Below are 14718 nucleotides of genomic sequence, written 5' to 3'. Positions count from 1 at the left end.
ATCGGACCGGCACCTTCGACAGAGAACAGGGAAACCCACACGAGAAAGCTGCCCAATGCGTATAACCAGAACGTCCGCCCCACTGCCCGCCGACGTCGTGGAGAAAGGGTGGAGCCACGGCCGGCTCCCCATTTCGGGCACCAGCGAATGGAACGAGCTCGCCAAGTACTGGGAAGACCTTCCGCCCGACAGGTATGTCGAGAAGAGTCACGGCACCGTCCGGCACCGCCGGATAGGGCATTTGCTGGCCCGCGGCGGCGAGGGCGCCGGCGTGGCCATGGAGAGGGCGCCGCACGGCGCGTTCTACCAGAGCACGGAGGTCAACTCGGTGTACGGCGGGCAGGTGCGCACGTTCGCCCCCATCAATGCCGAGACCTACGAGAACCCCTGTTTCCGCGCGGCCCTGGAGCATGACCTGGGCCTGGTCAGGCGACTGGAAGGAGACGACCCGTCCTGGCTGGTCACCGTGCACATGATCCGCATCGTGGCCACCGGCGACTCGGCGTCGGCCCCGGCCCCCGAGGGCCGGCACACCGACGGCCACGACTACGTGATCATGCATCTGATCAACCGGGAGCGCTGCGCCGGCGGCCTCAGCCGCCTGTACCGCAAGGGCGGTGACCGGCCGGCGCTGGAGCACACCCTGCTGGAGCCGATGGAGACCGTCGTGATCGACGACCGCACGATGGAGCACGAGGTCACCCCGATCAGCCCGGTCGACGCCACCAGCGCCGTCCGGGACATGATGATCATCGATTTCGACCGCGTGCGGCCCGGCGCCTGAAAGGCCGGCGCCACGGACGGCGCCCGCCCATCACAGGCGCCCATCACAAGGCGCCCCGCGCCGGAGGACGCCGTCGCGCGAGAGCGCTCTCGCGGCAAAGGCGCCGGCGCGTGAAAAGCGTGCGCGGGTGAAAGGCACCCCGGGTAAATAGCGCCCCGGGTGAAAGGCACCGCGTGCGAAAAGCACCGCGTGCGAAAAGCGCCGCGTGCGACAGGCGCCCGCGGGTGAAGGAGGCGTGCGAGAACGGCGCCCGCCGCGCGAGCGACCGCACGCGAATTCGGACCGGCGCCCGCCGGGACCTCCGCCACGCCGAACGCATCTCGTCACCAGAAACGCAAAACCACGCCGAGGAGTTCTCAATGGCAAACATCACGGCCGCCCCCGCCTGCCTGCAGTGCGAGACGGACATCACCGTGCCGTCCGACGTCGAGCTGGGCGACATCCTGGACTGCCGCGGCTGCGGCCAGGAGCACGAAGTGCTGGACATCGCGCCGGTCGTCCGCCTGGACCTGGCGCCGGAGGTCGAGGAGGACTGGGGTGAGTGACGCCCCTGCGGACGTGCTCGTCTCGGTCACGATCATGCGCCCGGAGGAGCGGCTGCTTCTCTCCGCGTTCCGCGCGGCCGGCCTGACCGCGCACTCCGTGACCCCCCGGCACACCACCGCGTTTCTCAACGACGGGGCGCTCGCGCCCCGGCTGGTCATCCTGCGCAACGTCTCCCACCGCGAGCTGGCGGGGATGTCCGACCGCTTCGAGCAGGCGGGCATCCCCACCCTGAACACCCCGCGCGCCGTGCGCCTGTGCCTGTCGAAGGACCTGCAGGCGCTCGCGTTCGCCCGCGCGGGGATCCCCCACCCGGTGACCCGCATCGCCTTCTCCGCCGAGCAGGTGGGCGAGCAGATCGAGGCGCTCGGCGGGCACGCCGTCGTCAAGCCGGTCAGCGGCTCCTGGGGCCGGGGCATCGTGCACATCACCACCCCCGCCGAGCTGGCCGCCTGGAGCGGCGGCTGGGAGGGGCTCGACCCGGGCGGGCGGTCCTTTCCGGTGATCGTCCAGGAGTACGTGCCGAAGCCCGGCTTCAACGAGCGGGTGATCATCGTCGGGCACACGCCGGTCGTGGCCTACAAGCAGGTCAGCCCCGACCTGCGTACCAACACCCACCTCGGCGGGACGGTCGAGCCGATCCCGCTGTCGCCGAGGTCGGCCGAGCTCGGCAGGCGGGTCGTGGACCTGTTCGGCCCCGGCTTCTACGGCGTCGATCTGGCCGAGTCGGCCGAGACCGGCGAGCTGTACGTGCTGGAGGTCAACGCCAACCCGGAGTTCGCCAAGTCGGTGGAGATCCACGGGGTCGACATCCCCGGCCATCTGGCGCGCTTCGCCCGTTCGGTCATCGAGTCCCAGGACCGGGCGGAAAGGTTCGCCGAGCGGAAGGAGGCGGCGGCATGACCGACCGGATGAAGATCGCCGTGCTCGGGGCGAGCGGCTTCATCGGCGCGGAGCTGATCCGGCTGCTGAGCGACCACCCGCAGGCCGAGGTGTCGTTCATGTCGTCCCAGCAGCACGCGGGCAAGCCGCTCGGGCAGGTGGTGTCCGGGCTGCGCAACTCGCGGCTCGCCGGGCGGCGGCTGCGCGCCATGGACGAGCTGTCGAAGGTGGACGTGGCGTTCTCCTGCCTGCCCAACGGGGTGCTGCCGAAGGTGCTGGACGACGTCGGCGGCCAGGCCGACCTGGTGCTGAACGTCGCGGGCGACTACCGGCTGCGCGACCCGGAGGAGATCGCCGAGCACTACCCGGAGTCGGCCGGCGGCTGGCGTCAGCCGATCCCCTACTACGTGCCCGAGTTCGCCGGCAAGCCCAGCGAGCCGGTGGTCAACCTGCCCGGCTGCATGGCCTCGGCCGGGCTGTACGCCCTGTATCCGCTGTTCCGCGACGGGCTGGTGGAGTCCCGGGTCGTGGTCGACGCCAAGACCGGCTCCAGCGGCGGCGGCAACGCGAGCGCCGAGCATCCGGCGCTGCGCGAGGGCAACGTCCGGGTGCACAAGCTGCACGGTCACCGGCACGCGCCGGAGATCCGGCAGGCCCTCGCCACCTGGACGGGAACCGCGCCGGAGCTGCAGTTCTCCGCGCACAGCCTGCCGATCGCGCGCGGGGTGTTCGCCACCGCCTACACCTGGCTGCGCGAGGGCGTGGACGCCGGTCAGGTGCGCCGCGCCTACGCCAAGGCGTACGCGGACGCGCCGTTCGTGCGGATGACCAGCGGCCGCTCGCCGATGGCGTTCCCCATGCTCAAGACCGTGATCGGCTCCAACACGGCCGAGGTCGGGGTGGCGGTGGAGGGCGCCCGCTGCGTGGCGGTGTCGGCGCTGGACAACCTGATCAAGGGCGGGGCCGGCCAGGCCGTCCAGGCCATGAACCGCATCTTCGGCCTGGAGGAGACCCTCGGACTGCCGGAGGTGGGACCATGGCCGTGAACCACGGCGACGGGTACGACCCGGACGCGCTCAAGGGCGTCAACGGCCACCGCGCGCTGTACGTGGTCAAGCTGGGCAGCGCGACGCTGCGCCACACCGAGGTGTTCGACGAGCTGGCCGAGTTGCGCGGGCGCGGGGCGAGGCTGCTGGTCGTCACCGGCGGCGCGGCCGACATCAAACTGCACTACGCCCTCATCGGCCGGCCGATGCGGACGCTGACCCTGCGCGGCGGCGACGAGGTGCGCTACTGCCCGCCGGACGAGATGACCCACATCATCGACGCCTACGAGCAGATCACCCTTCCCCGGGTGCGCGAGGAGCTCGGCCGGCGCGGGCTGTCGGTGCTCGCCACCACCGGACGGGCGGAAGGGCTGGTCACCGCCACGCCCAACGGCCCGATCCGGGCGTTCGACGGCGACCGGCAGCGCTTCGCGCGCGACCACCGCGCGGGCACCGTGGAACGCGTGGACGGCGCCCGCCTGATCCAGCTGCTGGACGCCTTCGACGTGGTGTGCGTGTCGCCGCCGGTCGCGGCGTCCGATGGCGGATCGGCGCTGAACGTCGACGCCGACGTGCTGGCCGCCGAGGTCGCCATCGCGGTGAACGCCGACCACCTGCGCCTGGTCACCGGGACGGCGGGGCTGCTCACCGACCCCGCGGACCCGGCCAGCACGCTGCCGCACGCCACGGCGGGCGAGGCCATGACCTACGCGGGCGGCCGGATGCGGCAGAAGGTGCGCGCCGCCGAGCTGGCGCTGGCGGGCACGCCCGACATCGCCATCACCGGCCCGCACACCCTCGACGCCCGCAGTGGCACCCGGTTCTGGCGGGCGCCGGCCCCGGCGCCCGACCTCGGCCTGGTGGCCAACATGATCGAGCTGGCCTCGGTGTCCGGCGACGAGCGCGAGCTGGCCGAGTACCTGGTGGACTGGTGCGCCGCCAACGGCGTGGACGCCGGGATCGACGCGGCCGGCAACCTGGTGGCCACCCGCGGCGCCGGCCCGCGGCGGCTGCTGATGATCGGCCACCTGGACACGGTGCCCCACCGGTGGCCGGTCCGCTGGGACGGCGAGGCGATCACCGGGCGCGGCAGCGTCGACGCCAAGGGCGGCCTCGCCGCGTTCCTCGCCACCTTGGCCGCGCTGGAGGTGCCGGAGGACGCCACCGTGCGCGTCGTCGGCACCGTCGAGGAGGAGCGCACCGCGGCCGGCGCGTTCCACGCCCGCGACCACTACCCGGCCGACGCGGTGATCGTCGGCGAGCCGAGCGGCGCCGCGGCGCTGACCATCGGCTACCACGGGGTGTGCAAGGCCCGGCTGAGCGTGTCGCAGGCCACCGCGCACACCGCGGGCAGGGCGGCGCGGTCCGCCGCCAGCCGCGTCGCCGACGCCGTCACCGCGGCCGAGGCCGAGATCGCGGCACTGGGCGCCGACACGCTGTTCGCCGTGCTGAGCCTGCGCACCGGCGGCCAGGGCGAGACGCAGACGGCCGAGGCGATCGTGGACGTGCGGGTCCCGCCGGGCACCACGACCGGCGAGGTGCTCCAGGCGCTGCGCAGGGCGGCCCCCGCCCCGGTGCGGGTGGAGACCCTGCTCGCCACCCCCGCCGTGGCCACCCCGCGGACCAGCGCGCTGGTCAAGGCGTTCACCCGGGCCATGCGGGCGGCGACCGGCGCCTCCCCCCGGCTGCTGGCCAAGAAGGGCAGCAGCGACATGAACACCCTCGCCACCACCTGGCAGGGCGTTCCGATGGTGGCCTACGGGCCGGGCGACGCCTCGCTGGACCACACCCCGCACGAGCGCCTGGAGGCGGCCGAGTACCGGCTGGCCGTCGAGGTGCTCGGCGAGGCGGTGCGGCGCTGGCTGCGCGACGGCGCGTCCCGCGAGGAGCCCGTGCCGGCCGGCGCGGGCGCCACGGCGACGGGAGAGAGGAGATGAACGAGATCGACCTGGCCCGCGAGCGGGCCCGGCGCGCACGCGGGTCCGTGGTGGACATGGCGGCCGGCCCGGTGGGCTGCCATCTGGGCGGCAGCCTGTCGGTGCTGGACATCCTGGTCGCCGCCTACATGGTGGCCGAGAGCAGGCCCGGGGTCGAGGTGGTGCTGAGCAAGGGGCACGCCGCCGCCGCGCTGTACGCCGTGCTGCACCAGATCGGCGACATCGAGGAGGATCCCGCGCCGCGTTACGGCCGGGCCGGCGAGCCGTACACCGGGCACCCCTCCCCCAAGGTGCCCGGGGTGCGCTTCCCCACCGGGAGCCTGGGTCACGGGCTCGCCTACGCGGCCGGCTGGGCGCTGTCGCGCCGGCTGCTCGGCGAGCCCGGCGGCGCCATCGCCGTGGTCGGCGACGGCGAGCTGCAGGAGGGCCTGGTCTGGGAGACGCTCCAGATCGTGCAGGCCAAGCGCATCGGCGGCCTCACGGTCGTGGTCGACGTCAACGGCGGCCAGAACGACGGGTACGTGGCCGACATCTCGCCGCTGACCGATCTGCCGGCCCGGCTGGCCGCGTTCGGGTTCCAGGTGGTCGAGGCCGACGGCCATGACATCGAGAAGCTCGCCGCCGTGCTGGCGCCGGAGGACCGGCCCAAGGCGGTGCTCGCCGCGACCGTCAAGGGCAAGGGCGTGCCCGCCACCGAGGGGAAGGCCGCCTCGCACTACGTCAAGATCAGCCCGGCTCGCGCCCGGCAGTGGAAGGCGGTGCTCCGATGACGCTCCCCGGACGCGAGGCGTACAAGGACGAGCTGACCGCGCTCGCGGCGGGCGACCCGCGCATCGTCTGCCTGGAGGCCGACCTCGGCGGCCCGTCGCACCCGTTCGCCGAACGCTTCCCCGACCGGTTCCTCAATCTCGGGATCGCCGAGGCCGCCGCGGTGGACATCGCGGTCGGGCTCGCCTCGGCCGGGCTGCGCCCGTTCCTCAGCACGTTCGCGGCCTTCGGCACCTGGCGGGCGGCCGAGAGCGTCAAGCTCGGGCTCGGCTACCAGGGCGCCCCGGTCGTGCTGGTCTGCCCGTACGGCGGGGTGTCCGGCGGCTGGTTCGGGCCCACCCACCACAGCCTGGAGGACCTGGCCGTGGTGCAGAGCCTGCCCGGCGTGCGCATCGCCGTCCCGTGCGGCGAGGCCGAGACCCGGGCGGTCGTCCAGGCCGCCGCCGACGAGGACCGGCCCTGCTACGTGCGGCTGGCGCGCAACGAACCCTTCGAGGCGCCGTTCGAGCCGGCCGGCCGCGGCGAGGTCGGCTGGGTCCACGGGGCCGGCGGCCCCACCTGCCTGGTCTCGGTCGGGGAGAAGCCCGCGCGGCTGTGCGCGTCGGCCACCGAGCGGCGCCCCGACCTCTCGCACGCCCACCTGTGCTGGGTGGACTTCGAGAGCCTGGCGCAGGCCGCGGCCGAGCTGGCGGCCTCGGCGCGGCGGCTGGTCGTGGTCGAGGAGCACCGCGCGGCCGGCAGCGTCGCCGCCACCCTGGCGCTGCTGCTGCCCGGGCACGAGGTGCTCAGCGTCAACGCCGGGTCGTCGTGGCCGTCGGAGGGCGGTGGCCACGACGACACCCTCGCCGCGCTCGGGCTCACCGTTCCCGCCGTGCTGGCCGCGGCGAGCCTGGGCGCCCTCCCGGCCACGACCATCGGCCTGACGACCGCAGGCGCGGCCCACGCCACGCCGCACACCACCACCGGACCGGTGCCCGCCGCCACCGTCCACGCCACCACCGCAGGACCGGAGAACCCCGGCGCGATCCACGCCACCACCGGACCGGCGAGCCCCCGCGCCGGCCGGCCCGTCCCCAGCATGGCGAGCCCCGGCGCCACGCATGCACCCACCACCTGAGCCAGGGAGCGACATGACCACCACCGTCCACCAGAGCGCCACCGCCCTCGAAGTGACCCGCCAGACCCTTTCGGACCCGTCGCTGACCGAGCGCAGCCCCGGCGAGGAGTTCGCCTGGGCCGTCTCCCGGGGCCGCGACGGCGGCGACGTCGTCGTCCCGATCAACGGTTACCTGCCGGCGGCGTTCCCGCTGTTCTCCACCCGGCCCCGCTACACCGTCCGCCACCTGCTGAAGGTGGCCAGCGTGAACGACCGGCCCACCGCCTACGTCCGCGAGGCGCCCCAGGCGGGCCGGGACGTGCCGGGCAACTCCTACGCCAGCACGCCGGAGTCGGCGTTCGGGCCGAGCGTCCAGCACGCCGAGCTGACCGACCTGGTGATCGACGTCCCGCTGCCGAAGGGGCTGCTGGACGAGCCCGCCCTGCTGGCCGCGTTCGTCGACTACCGCGTGCTGGTCCGCATGGGCGTGGTGGAGAACGAGTCGCTGCTGCACGGCACCGCCGACGGCAGGATCAGCGGCCTGCTGACCCTGCCCGAGCTGCGCACCGGCACGCTGGGCGACGACGTGTGCGCGGAACTGACCGCGGCCGCCGCCCGGGTGGAGGACACCGGCGGCTCCTGCGACGGCATCGTCGCCCACCCGGCCCTGTACTGGCGGCTGGTGCGGGACGGCACCCTGAGCAAGCTCACCGAGGTGGGCATCAAGGTGGCCCGCACCCGCATGATGCCGCAGGGCAAGGCGCTGCTCGGCGACTTCCGCGCCGCGGTCACCCTGCTCGACCCAGGGGTCTCCTCGCTCACGCTGCGCAGGAACGCCGGTCCCGAGGGCGAGGACGTCGTCAGGGCGCACGCCAGGGCCGGCCTGGCCGTGCACCTGCCTCAGCACTTCCTGCTGCTGTCCCGCCCCTGACCCGACCGGAGGTTCTCACGCGATGACAGACCGACCCAGAGTCCTGTACATCACCGGCTGGCTGCGCAGCGGCAGCACCCTTCTGGGGAACGTGCTCAACGAGCTTCCCGGGGTGCTGCACGCGGGCGAGCTGCACTATCTATGGCAGAACGGGGTGTTGCGGACGGGGACCAACTCGCTCTGCGGCTGCGGGGAGCAGGTTCGCGACTGCTCGCTGTGGTCGGCGGTCCTCGCCTCGACCGGCGACCACGACCTCGCGGACGCGGCCCGCCGGATGACGGCCGCGCAGCGACGGCTGCTGCGCACCCGGCACACGCGGGCCCGGCTGGCCGAGGTGCGCTCGGGCGGACCCGCGCCCGCCCCGGTGACCGCCGTCCTGGACCGGATGGCCCACCTGTACCGCGAGCTGGCCGCACGCGGCGGCGAGCGGCTGGTGGTCGACGGCTCGAAGTACCCCGCCGAGGCCGCGGCCCTGCTGGGACGCGCCGACCTCGACGTGCGGGTGCTGCACGTGGTGCGCGACCCGCGCGCCACCGCCCTGTCCTACCACAAGAGCAAGCAGTACATCTCCCCGATGAGCCCGGCGGCGAGCACGGCCTACTGGACGGCGTTCAACGTGGCCTCCGAGCTGGTCGGCGCCGCCGCAGGCGACCGCTACCTGCGGGTGCGCCACGAGGACCTGGTCGCCGGCCCGGCCGAGGTGGTCGAGCGGGTCATCCGGTTCGCCGGGCTGGACGACGCGACGCCGGTCGACGGCGGCGGGACCGTCCACCTGGGCCGAAACCACACCGTCACCGGCAACCCCGACCGGCTGACCCACGGCGCGGTGGCGATCCGCGGGGACGAGCGCTGGCGGACCGAGCTGCCGCCCCGGCACAGGGCGACGGCGACCGCGCTCGCCCTGCCGCTGCTGCGCCGCTACGACTACCCGGTGCGGGTGCCGCGCCGCCGTACCCCGATCGGAAAGGAGAGCCTGAGATGGACCTCGGACTGAGCGGGCGGGTGGCCCTGGTCGCCGCGGCGAGCAGCGGGCTCGGGCTCGGCGTGGCCCGGGCGCTGGCCGCCGAGGGCGCCCACGTGTCCATCGCCGCCCGCGACCCCGGACGCCTGGCCCGCGCGCACGCCGAGGTGGACGCCGCCGGGCCCGGACGGGTGCTGAGCACCGCGGTGGACCTGCGCGACGACGACGCGGTCGCCGCCTGGGTGGAGCGCACCGCCGAGGAGTTCGGCGCGCTGCACGTGGTCGTGACGAACTCGCCCGGGGTGCCGCACGGCCGGGCCGACGCCTTCACCCCCGGCCAGTACCGGGAGGCCATGGACTCCGCCATGCTCCCGCACGTGGCGACGGCGCTGGCCGCGCTGCCGCACCTTAAGGCCGCCGGCTGGGGCAGGATCCTGATGATCACCTCGGAGGCGGTGCGGCAGCCGCTGCCCGGCACCGCCCTGTCGGCGACCGCCCGGCTCGGCCTGCTCGGCTTCGCCAAGGGCCTGGTGCACACCCTCGGCGCGAGCGGCGTCACGGTCAACGTGCTGGCGCCCGGCTGCCACCGCACGCCGGCGTTCGAGACGTTCCTCGAGGCCCGCCTGGCCCACGACAAGGACACCGCGCTCAAGGAGATCACCTCGGAGATCCCGCTCGGCACGGTCGGCGACCCCGGCGACTTCGGGGCGCTCGCGGCGTTCCTGGCCGGCGAGCAGGCGCGGTTCGTCACCGGCACCGTGCTGGTCGCCGACGGCGGCAACACCCGGGGGCTGGGATGAGCGCGACCATGGTGGACTACCAGCTCGGACAGCTCGACGCGCTGGAGTCGGAGGCCGTGCACGTCTTCCGCGAGGTGGCCGCCGAGTTCGAGCGCCCCGCCCTGCTGTTCTCCGGCGGCAAGGACTCCATCGTCCTGCTGCGCCTGGCCGAGAAGGCGTTCTGGCCGGCGCCGATCCCCTTCCCGGCCGTGCACGTGGACACCGGCCACAACTTCCCCGAGGTGCTCGGCTTCCGCGACCGGCGGGTGGCCGAGCTCGGCATGCGGCTGGTGGTCGGCGCGGTGCAGGCGTCCATCGACGCCGGCCGGGTCGCCGAGCCGGGCGGGCGGTGGCCGAGCCGCAACCGGCTGCAGACCACGACGCTGCTGGACACGATCGCCGAGCACCGCTTCGACGCGGTGTTCGGCGGCGCCCGCAGGGACGAGGACAAGGCGCGCGCCAAGGAGCGGATCTTCTCCTTCCGCGACGAGTTCGGCCAGTGGGACCCCAAGAACCAGCGGCCGGAGCTGTGGGATCTGTTCAACACCCGCATCCGCAAGGGCGAGCACATCCGGGTGTTCCCGCTGTCGAACTGGACCGAGTTGGACATTTGGCAGTACATCGCCCGGGAGCGCATCGAGGTGCCCTCCATCTACTTCGCCCACGCGCGGCGGGTGTTCGAACGCGACGGCATGCTGCTCGCCGAGAACCCGTACCTGACGCCCGCGCCGGACGAGCCGGTGCGGGAGACGACGGTGCGCTTCCGCACCGTCGGCGACATGACCTGCACGGGGGCGGTCTCCTCCGCCGCCGCCGACGTGGACGCGATCATCAAGGAGATCTCGGTCGCCAGGACCACCGAGCGCGGCGCCACCCGCGCCGACGACCGCGCGAGCGAGTCCGCCATGGAGGACCGCAAGCGCGAGGGCTACTTCTGAACCCGGCGCGCCGGGCCGGCCGCGACCCTGGCCGCCACCCTGGCCGCGACCCGCGGCCGGCCTTCCGCCGGCCATGACCCAGGCCACTTCCGACCCCGGCGAATCGAGCCAGCCATGACCACGGACATCCTCCGGTTCGCGACGGCGGGCTCGGTCGACGACGGCAAGAGCACGCTCGTCGGCCGCCTGCTGTACGACTCCAAATCGATCTTCGAGGACCAGCTCGACGCGGTGGAGCGGGCCAGCCTGGCCCGCGGCAACGACCGCGTCGACCTGGCGCTGCTCACCGACGGCCTGCGCGCGGAGCGCGAGCAGGGCATCACCATCGACGTCGCCTACCGCTACTTCGCGACGCCGAAGCGCAAGTTCATCATCGCCGACACCCCCGGCCACCTGCAGTACACCCGCAACATGGTGACCGGCGCCTCCACCGCGGACCTGGCCATCGTCCTGGTCGACGCGACCAAGGGCGTGCTGGAGCAGAGCCGCAGGCACGCCGTCCTGCTCAGCCTGCTCGGCGTGCCGCACATCGTGGTGTGCGTGAACAAGATGGACCTGGCCGGCTACGGCCGGGAGGTCTTCGAGCGCATCAGGGACGAGTTCACGGCGTTCGCCGCCAAGCTCACCGCCACCGACGTCACGTTCGTGCCGATCTCGGCGCTGAACGGCGACAACGTGGTGGAAAGGTCGATGGAGATGCCCTGGTACGAGGGCGGCTCGCTGCTGCACCTGCTGGAGACGGTGCACATCGCCTCCGACCGCAACCTGGTCGACCTGCGCTTCCCCGTGCAGTACGTGATCAGGCCGCGGTCGGGCGCCCACCGCGACTACCGGGGCTACGCCGGCCGGCTCGCGGGCGGGACGCTGCGCCCCGGCGACGAGGTGCTGCACCTGCCGTCCGGGCTGACCACCCACGTGACCGGCATCGACACGCTCGACGGGCCGGTCGCCGAGGCGTTCCCCCCGATGTCGGTCACGCTGCGGCTGGCCGACGACATCGACGTCTCCCGCGGCGACATGCTCTGCCGTCCCCGCAACGCGCCGTCGGTCACCCAGGACGTCGACCTGATGGTGTGCTGGATGGGCGACCAGCCGATGCGCCCGGGGGCCACGCTGGCCGTCAAGCACACCACCCGCACCGCGCGGGCGCTGGTCCGCGACCTGCACTACCGGCTCGACGTGCACACCTTGCACCGCGACCAGGACGCGGGCGTCCTGCGGCGCAACGAGATCGGCCGGGTGAGCCTGCGCGTCACCCGGCCGCTGTTCTGCGACCCCTACGCGCGCAACCGGCTCACCGGCGGCGTCATCCTCATCGACGAGGCGACCAACGCCACGGTGGGCGCGGGCATGATCACCGGCTCCGGCGGCCTCGACTGACGCATTCCCGCCCCCGGCCCGCGTCCCGCTGCCTGGACCATCCGCGTCCCGCTGCCTGGACCGTCAAATGAAATTTTCGCGGCCGTACGGCGGGCGTCCCGTCGCGACCCCGGCACCGCCGAATTGAGTAGTGCCGGGGGCGAAGGGGAGTAATGCCGGGCTTGCCGGGCCACGCCGCCTTCCGTAGCGTCGTCTCAGAACGACGGCGCAATTCTGCCGAACCCCCCTTGAAACCAGCATTGGAAGGAGCTCCGATGCCGACTTTGCGACCGTCGGATCTGGATACTCTCGCCACCGCCGTCGTGGACTCCATCGCCGTGGCACTCGACCCTGACGCCCCTCAGTCCGGCCTTTACTACTGGGAGTGCGCCCGCCCGTTCACCGGCGCGGTGGTGGAGGCCGTGCGCGACGCCGAGGACCCCGCCATCAGAGAGCTGGGACGCGCCCTGATCGACCGGCCGGCCGACCCCGACCGGTACGCCGCGCTGCGGGAGGCCCTGAAGGCCCCGCAGGCACAGGGCCCGGCGCTGGACCGCATCTTCGACCTGGCTTGGGAGTCGGAGTGCAACAACCGCCTGGGCCACCACGTGGGCGCCTCCTACACGGCCAAGGAGGCCACGGTCACCGCCGATGACCTGCGCACGCTGCCGCCGGGGCCCGCCCTGCCGGACGGCGCCGACCCCGAGGTGCTGATCGTCGTGCCGTTCCGCGACCGTGACACCGGCGGCGCCCGCCTGCGCAACCTGCTGGCCTGCCTGCAGTCGCTGCGCGACCAGTCCTTCCCCCGCGACCGCTACCAGGTGACGGTCGTGGAGTCAGACTCCTTCCCCCGCTGGCGCGACGTCATCGAGCCCTACACCGACAACTACCTGTTCGCGCCGAAGGCGAGCACGTTCAACAAGTCGTGGGCGGTCAACGTCGGCGTGGTGAACTCCCCCGGCCGTTCCGAGGTCGTCTCCATCCTGGACGCCGACGTGCTGGCCGACCGCGAGTTCGTCGAGCGCAACGCGACCCGGTTCGAGCGGCCGGGCACGATGGGCCACCTGACCTACCGCAACATGCTCTGCCTGGACACCGCCTCCAGCCAGCGGGCCATCAAGGAGCGGCTGTGGGACCGCGCCGCCCAGCCCGGCCTCGACCGGCTGCGCGGCTACACCCTGCGCCGCGGGCCCGGCTGCTCGCTGTGGGTGCGCACCAGCGCGTTCTACCGCATCGACGGCATGGACGAGCGCTACGAGGGCTGGGGCGGCGAGGACATCGACTTCAACTACCGCTTCGACTTCGCCAACGCCTACGACAGCTATGACGACCCGCTGCTGCACCTCCGCCACCCTCCGGCGTCGGCGCTGCGCGAGGACGGCGAGCTGGTGAACGCGCACATCGCGCCGCTGAGCTGGAAGCCCGAGGAGCCGATCGGCCGCATCGACCGCTTCGCCCACGAGCTCGACGACGCCGAACGCGACGCCGAGGCGGCCGACGGGGTGGCTGCGGCATGACCGTCGCCCGCAACCTCGCCCTCGGCGACCGGGACCTCACGGGCCGGACCGGCCGCACTCTGGGCACCGACCGGATCGACCGCAACCTCGACCTGGCCGGCAAGATCTACCAGCGGTCGGTCTACCCGAGCGTCGCCGAGGTCGCGAACGGGCGCAGGCTGACCTCGCCCCTGGTGGTCGACCTGGACCCGACCACGCTGTGCGACCTGGCCTGCCCCGAATGCATCAGCTCGGGCGTGCTGCACAAGGGCGCCCTCTCGCGTGACCGCATCGTGGACCTGGCGCACGAGCTGGCCGCCTCCAGCGTCAAGGCGGTGATCCTCATCGGCGGCGGCGAGCCGCTCATGCACCGGTCGATCGGGACGATCATCACGATCCTGCACGAGGCCGGCATCCAGCTCGGGCTGGTCACCAACGGCACGCTCATCGGCCGCTACATGGACCAGATCGCCGAGATGGTGTCCTGGGTGCGGGTGTCGATGGACGCGGCGACCGAGCCGACCTACGACAAGTTCCGGCCGAGCCGCCGCAAGACGAGCGTCTTCCCGCAGATCATCGACAACATCCGGATGCTCGCCGCCCGCAAACGCGGCGCGCTCGGGTACTCGTTCCTGCTGATGCAGCGCCGCGACGCCGAGGGCGCCGTGGTCGACACCAACTACCACGAGGTCTACCAGGCCGGGAAGCTCGCCAAGGACCTGGGCTGCGACTACTTCGAGCTCAAGGCGATGCTCGACGACGACCACTTCACCGTCAACCAGACGCACGCGGACATCGCCCTGGTGGAGGAGCAGCTCGCCCGGCTGCGCGAGCTGGAGGACGGCTCGTTCCACCTGCTCGGCTCGTCGAACTGGACGACGGTGCGCGACGACCTGGACCCGGTGCAGCCCAAGGAGTACGCCACCTGCCACGTGGCCGAGCTGCGCACGAACGTGACCCCGAACGGCGTGTTCATCTGCCCCTACCACCGGGGCAACGAGAAGGCCAGGCTCGGCGACATCAACGAGATGTCCTTCGCGGAGCTGTGGGAGAAGGCCGACACCACCGTCGTCGACCCCCGCACGGACTGCCGGTTCCACTGCGCGCGGCACCAGACGAACCTGGAGATAGCCGCGTTACCGGGGCGGAGCCTGCCGGTGGAGCTGCTCGACGACTTCGACCCCTTCATCTAGGCGGC

General features: G+C 73.1%; 14 protein-coding genes. All 14 read left to right on the top strand.

Annotation, left to right across the window (positions count from 1 at the left end):
- The first annotated feature begins 55 nt into the window (after positions 1-55).
- The 14 genes from ACZ6QO_RS21745 (at position 56) to ACZ6QO_RS21680 (ending at position 14713) form a co-directional block, all read left to right on the top strand.
- Entirely contained in the window at positions 56-784 is a 729-nt protein-coding gene (locus tag ACZ6QO_RS21745; protein WP_465853232.1) for a 2OG-Fe dioxygenase family protein, read from the top strand.
- A gap of 359 nt (positions 785-1143) precedes the next feature.
- Positions 1144-1329: a lysine biosynthesis protein LysW gene (locus tag ACZ6QO_RS21740; protein WP_465853230.1), complete on the top strand. Its 186-nt coding sequence runs from the start codon at positions 1144-1146 to the stop codon at positions 1327-1329.
- The gene (locus ACZ6QO_RS21735) at positions 1322-2230 is read left to right on the top strand and encodes an ATP-grasp domain-containing protein (RefSeq protein ID WP_465853228.1); all 909 of its coding nucleotides are present in this window, start codon (positions 1322-1324) and stop codon (positions 2228-2230) included. Before ACZ6QO_RS21740 ends, ACZ6QO_RS21735 begins: the two co-directional genes overlap by 8 nt.
- Positions 2227-3255, top strand: a complete 1029-nt coding sequence (argC, locus tag ACZ6QO_RS21730) for an N-acetyl-gamma-glutamyl-phosphate reductase (protein WP_465853227.1) — start codon at positions 2227-2229, stop codon at positions 3253-3255. The genes ACZ6QO_RS21735 and argC overlap by 4 nt, the downstream gene beginning before the upstream one ends.
- Entirely contained in the window at positions 3246-5192 is a 1947-nt protein-coding gene (locus tag ACZ6QO_RS21725) for a M20/M25/M40 family metallo-hydrolase (protein ID WP_465853225.1), read from the top strand. Before argC ends, ACZ6QO_RS21725 begins: the two co-directional genes overlap by 10 nt.
- A complete protein-coding gene (locus ACZ6QO_RS21720; RefSeq protein ID WP_465853223.1) occupies positions 5189-5962 on the top strand; it encodes a 1-deoxy-D-xylulose-5-phosphate synthase N-terminal domain-containing protein in 774 nt (257 codons plus the stop codon). The genes ACZ6QO_RS21725 and ACZ6QO_RS21720 overlap by 4 nt, the downstream gene beginning before the upstream one ends.
- Positions 5959-7077 (top strand): transketolase family protein, encoded by a 1119-nt coding sequence (locus ACZ6QO_RS21715; protein ID WP_465853222.1) that lies wholly within the window; start codon positions 5959-5961, stop codon positions 7075-7077. Before ACZ6QO_RS21720 ends, ACZ6QO_RS21715 begins: the two co-directional genes overlap by 4 nt.
- 13 nt (positions 7078-7090) lie before the next feature.
- Entirely contained in the window at positions 7091-7987 is an 897-nt protein-coding gene (locus tag ACZ6QO_RS21710) for a family 3 encapsulin nanocompartment shell protein (protein WP_465853221.1), read from the top strand.
- Positions 7988-8009: 22 nt separating this feature from the next.
- Positions 8010-8981 (top strand): sulfotransferase, encoded by a 972-nt coding sequence (locus tag ACZ6QO_RS21705; protein ID WP_465853219.1) that lies wholly within the window; start codon positions 8010-8012, stop codon positions 8979-8981.
- Positions 8966-9748 carry an SDR family NAD(P)-dependent oxidoreductase gene (locus ACZ6QO_RS21700; RefSeq protein WP_465853217.1) on the top strand — a complete coding sequence of 261 codons (783 nt, stop codon included), beginning with the start codon at positions 8966-8968 and terminating at the stop codon, positions 9746-9748. The genes ACZ6QO_RS21705 and ACZ6QO_RS21700 overlap by 16 nt, the downstream gene beginning before the upstream one ends.
- Positions 9745-10665 (top strand): sulfate adenylyltransferase subunit CysD, encoded by a 921-nt coding sequence (cysD, locus tag ACZ6QO_RS21695; RefSeq protein WP_465853216.1) that lies wholly within the window; start codon positions 9745-9747, stop codon positions 10663-10665. Before ACZ6QO_RS21700 ends, cysD begins: the two co-directional genes overlap by 4 nt.
- A 114-nt stretch (positions 10666-10779) precedes the next feature.
- The gene (locus ACZ6QO_RS21690) at positions 10780-12045 is read left to right on the top strand and encodes a sulfate adenylyltransferase subunit 1 (protein ID WP_465853215.1); all 1266 of its coding nucleotides are present in this window, start codon (positions 10780-10782) and stop codon (positions 12043-12045) included.
- Positions 12046-12299: 254 nt separating this feature from the next.
- Entirely contained in the window at positions 12300-13541 is a 1242-nt protein-coding gene (locus ACZ6QO_RS21685) for a glycosyltransferase family 2 protein (RefSeq protein WP_465853213.1), read from the top strand.
- Positions 13538-14713 (top strand): radical SAM protein, encoded by a 1176-nt coding sequence (locus tag ACZ6QO_RS21680; protein WP_465853211.1) that lies wholly within the window; start codon positions 13538-13540, stop codon positions 14711-14713. Before ACZ6QO_RS21685 ends, ACZ6QO_RS21680 begins: the two co-directional genes overlap by 4 nt.
- Positions 14714-14718 lie beyond the last annotated feature (5 nt).

The sequence above is a fragment of the Sphaerisporangium sp. NPDC049457 genome (assembly GCF_055586705.1).
This window is presented reverse-complemented; position numbering and strand designations above follow the sequence as displayed.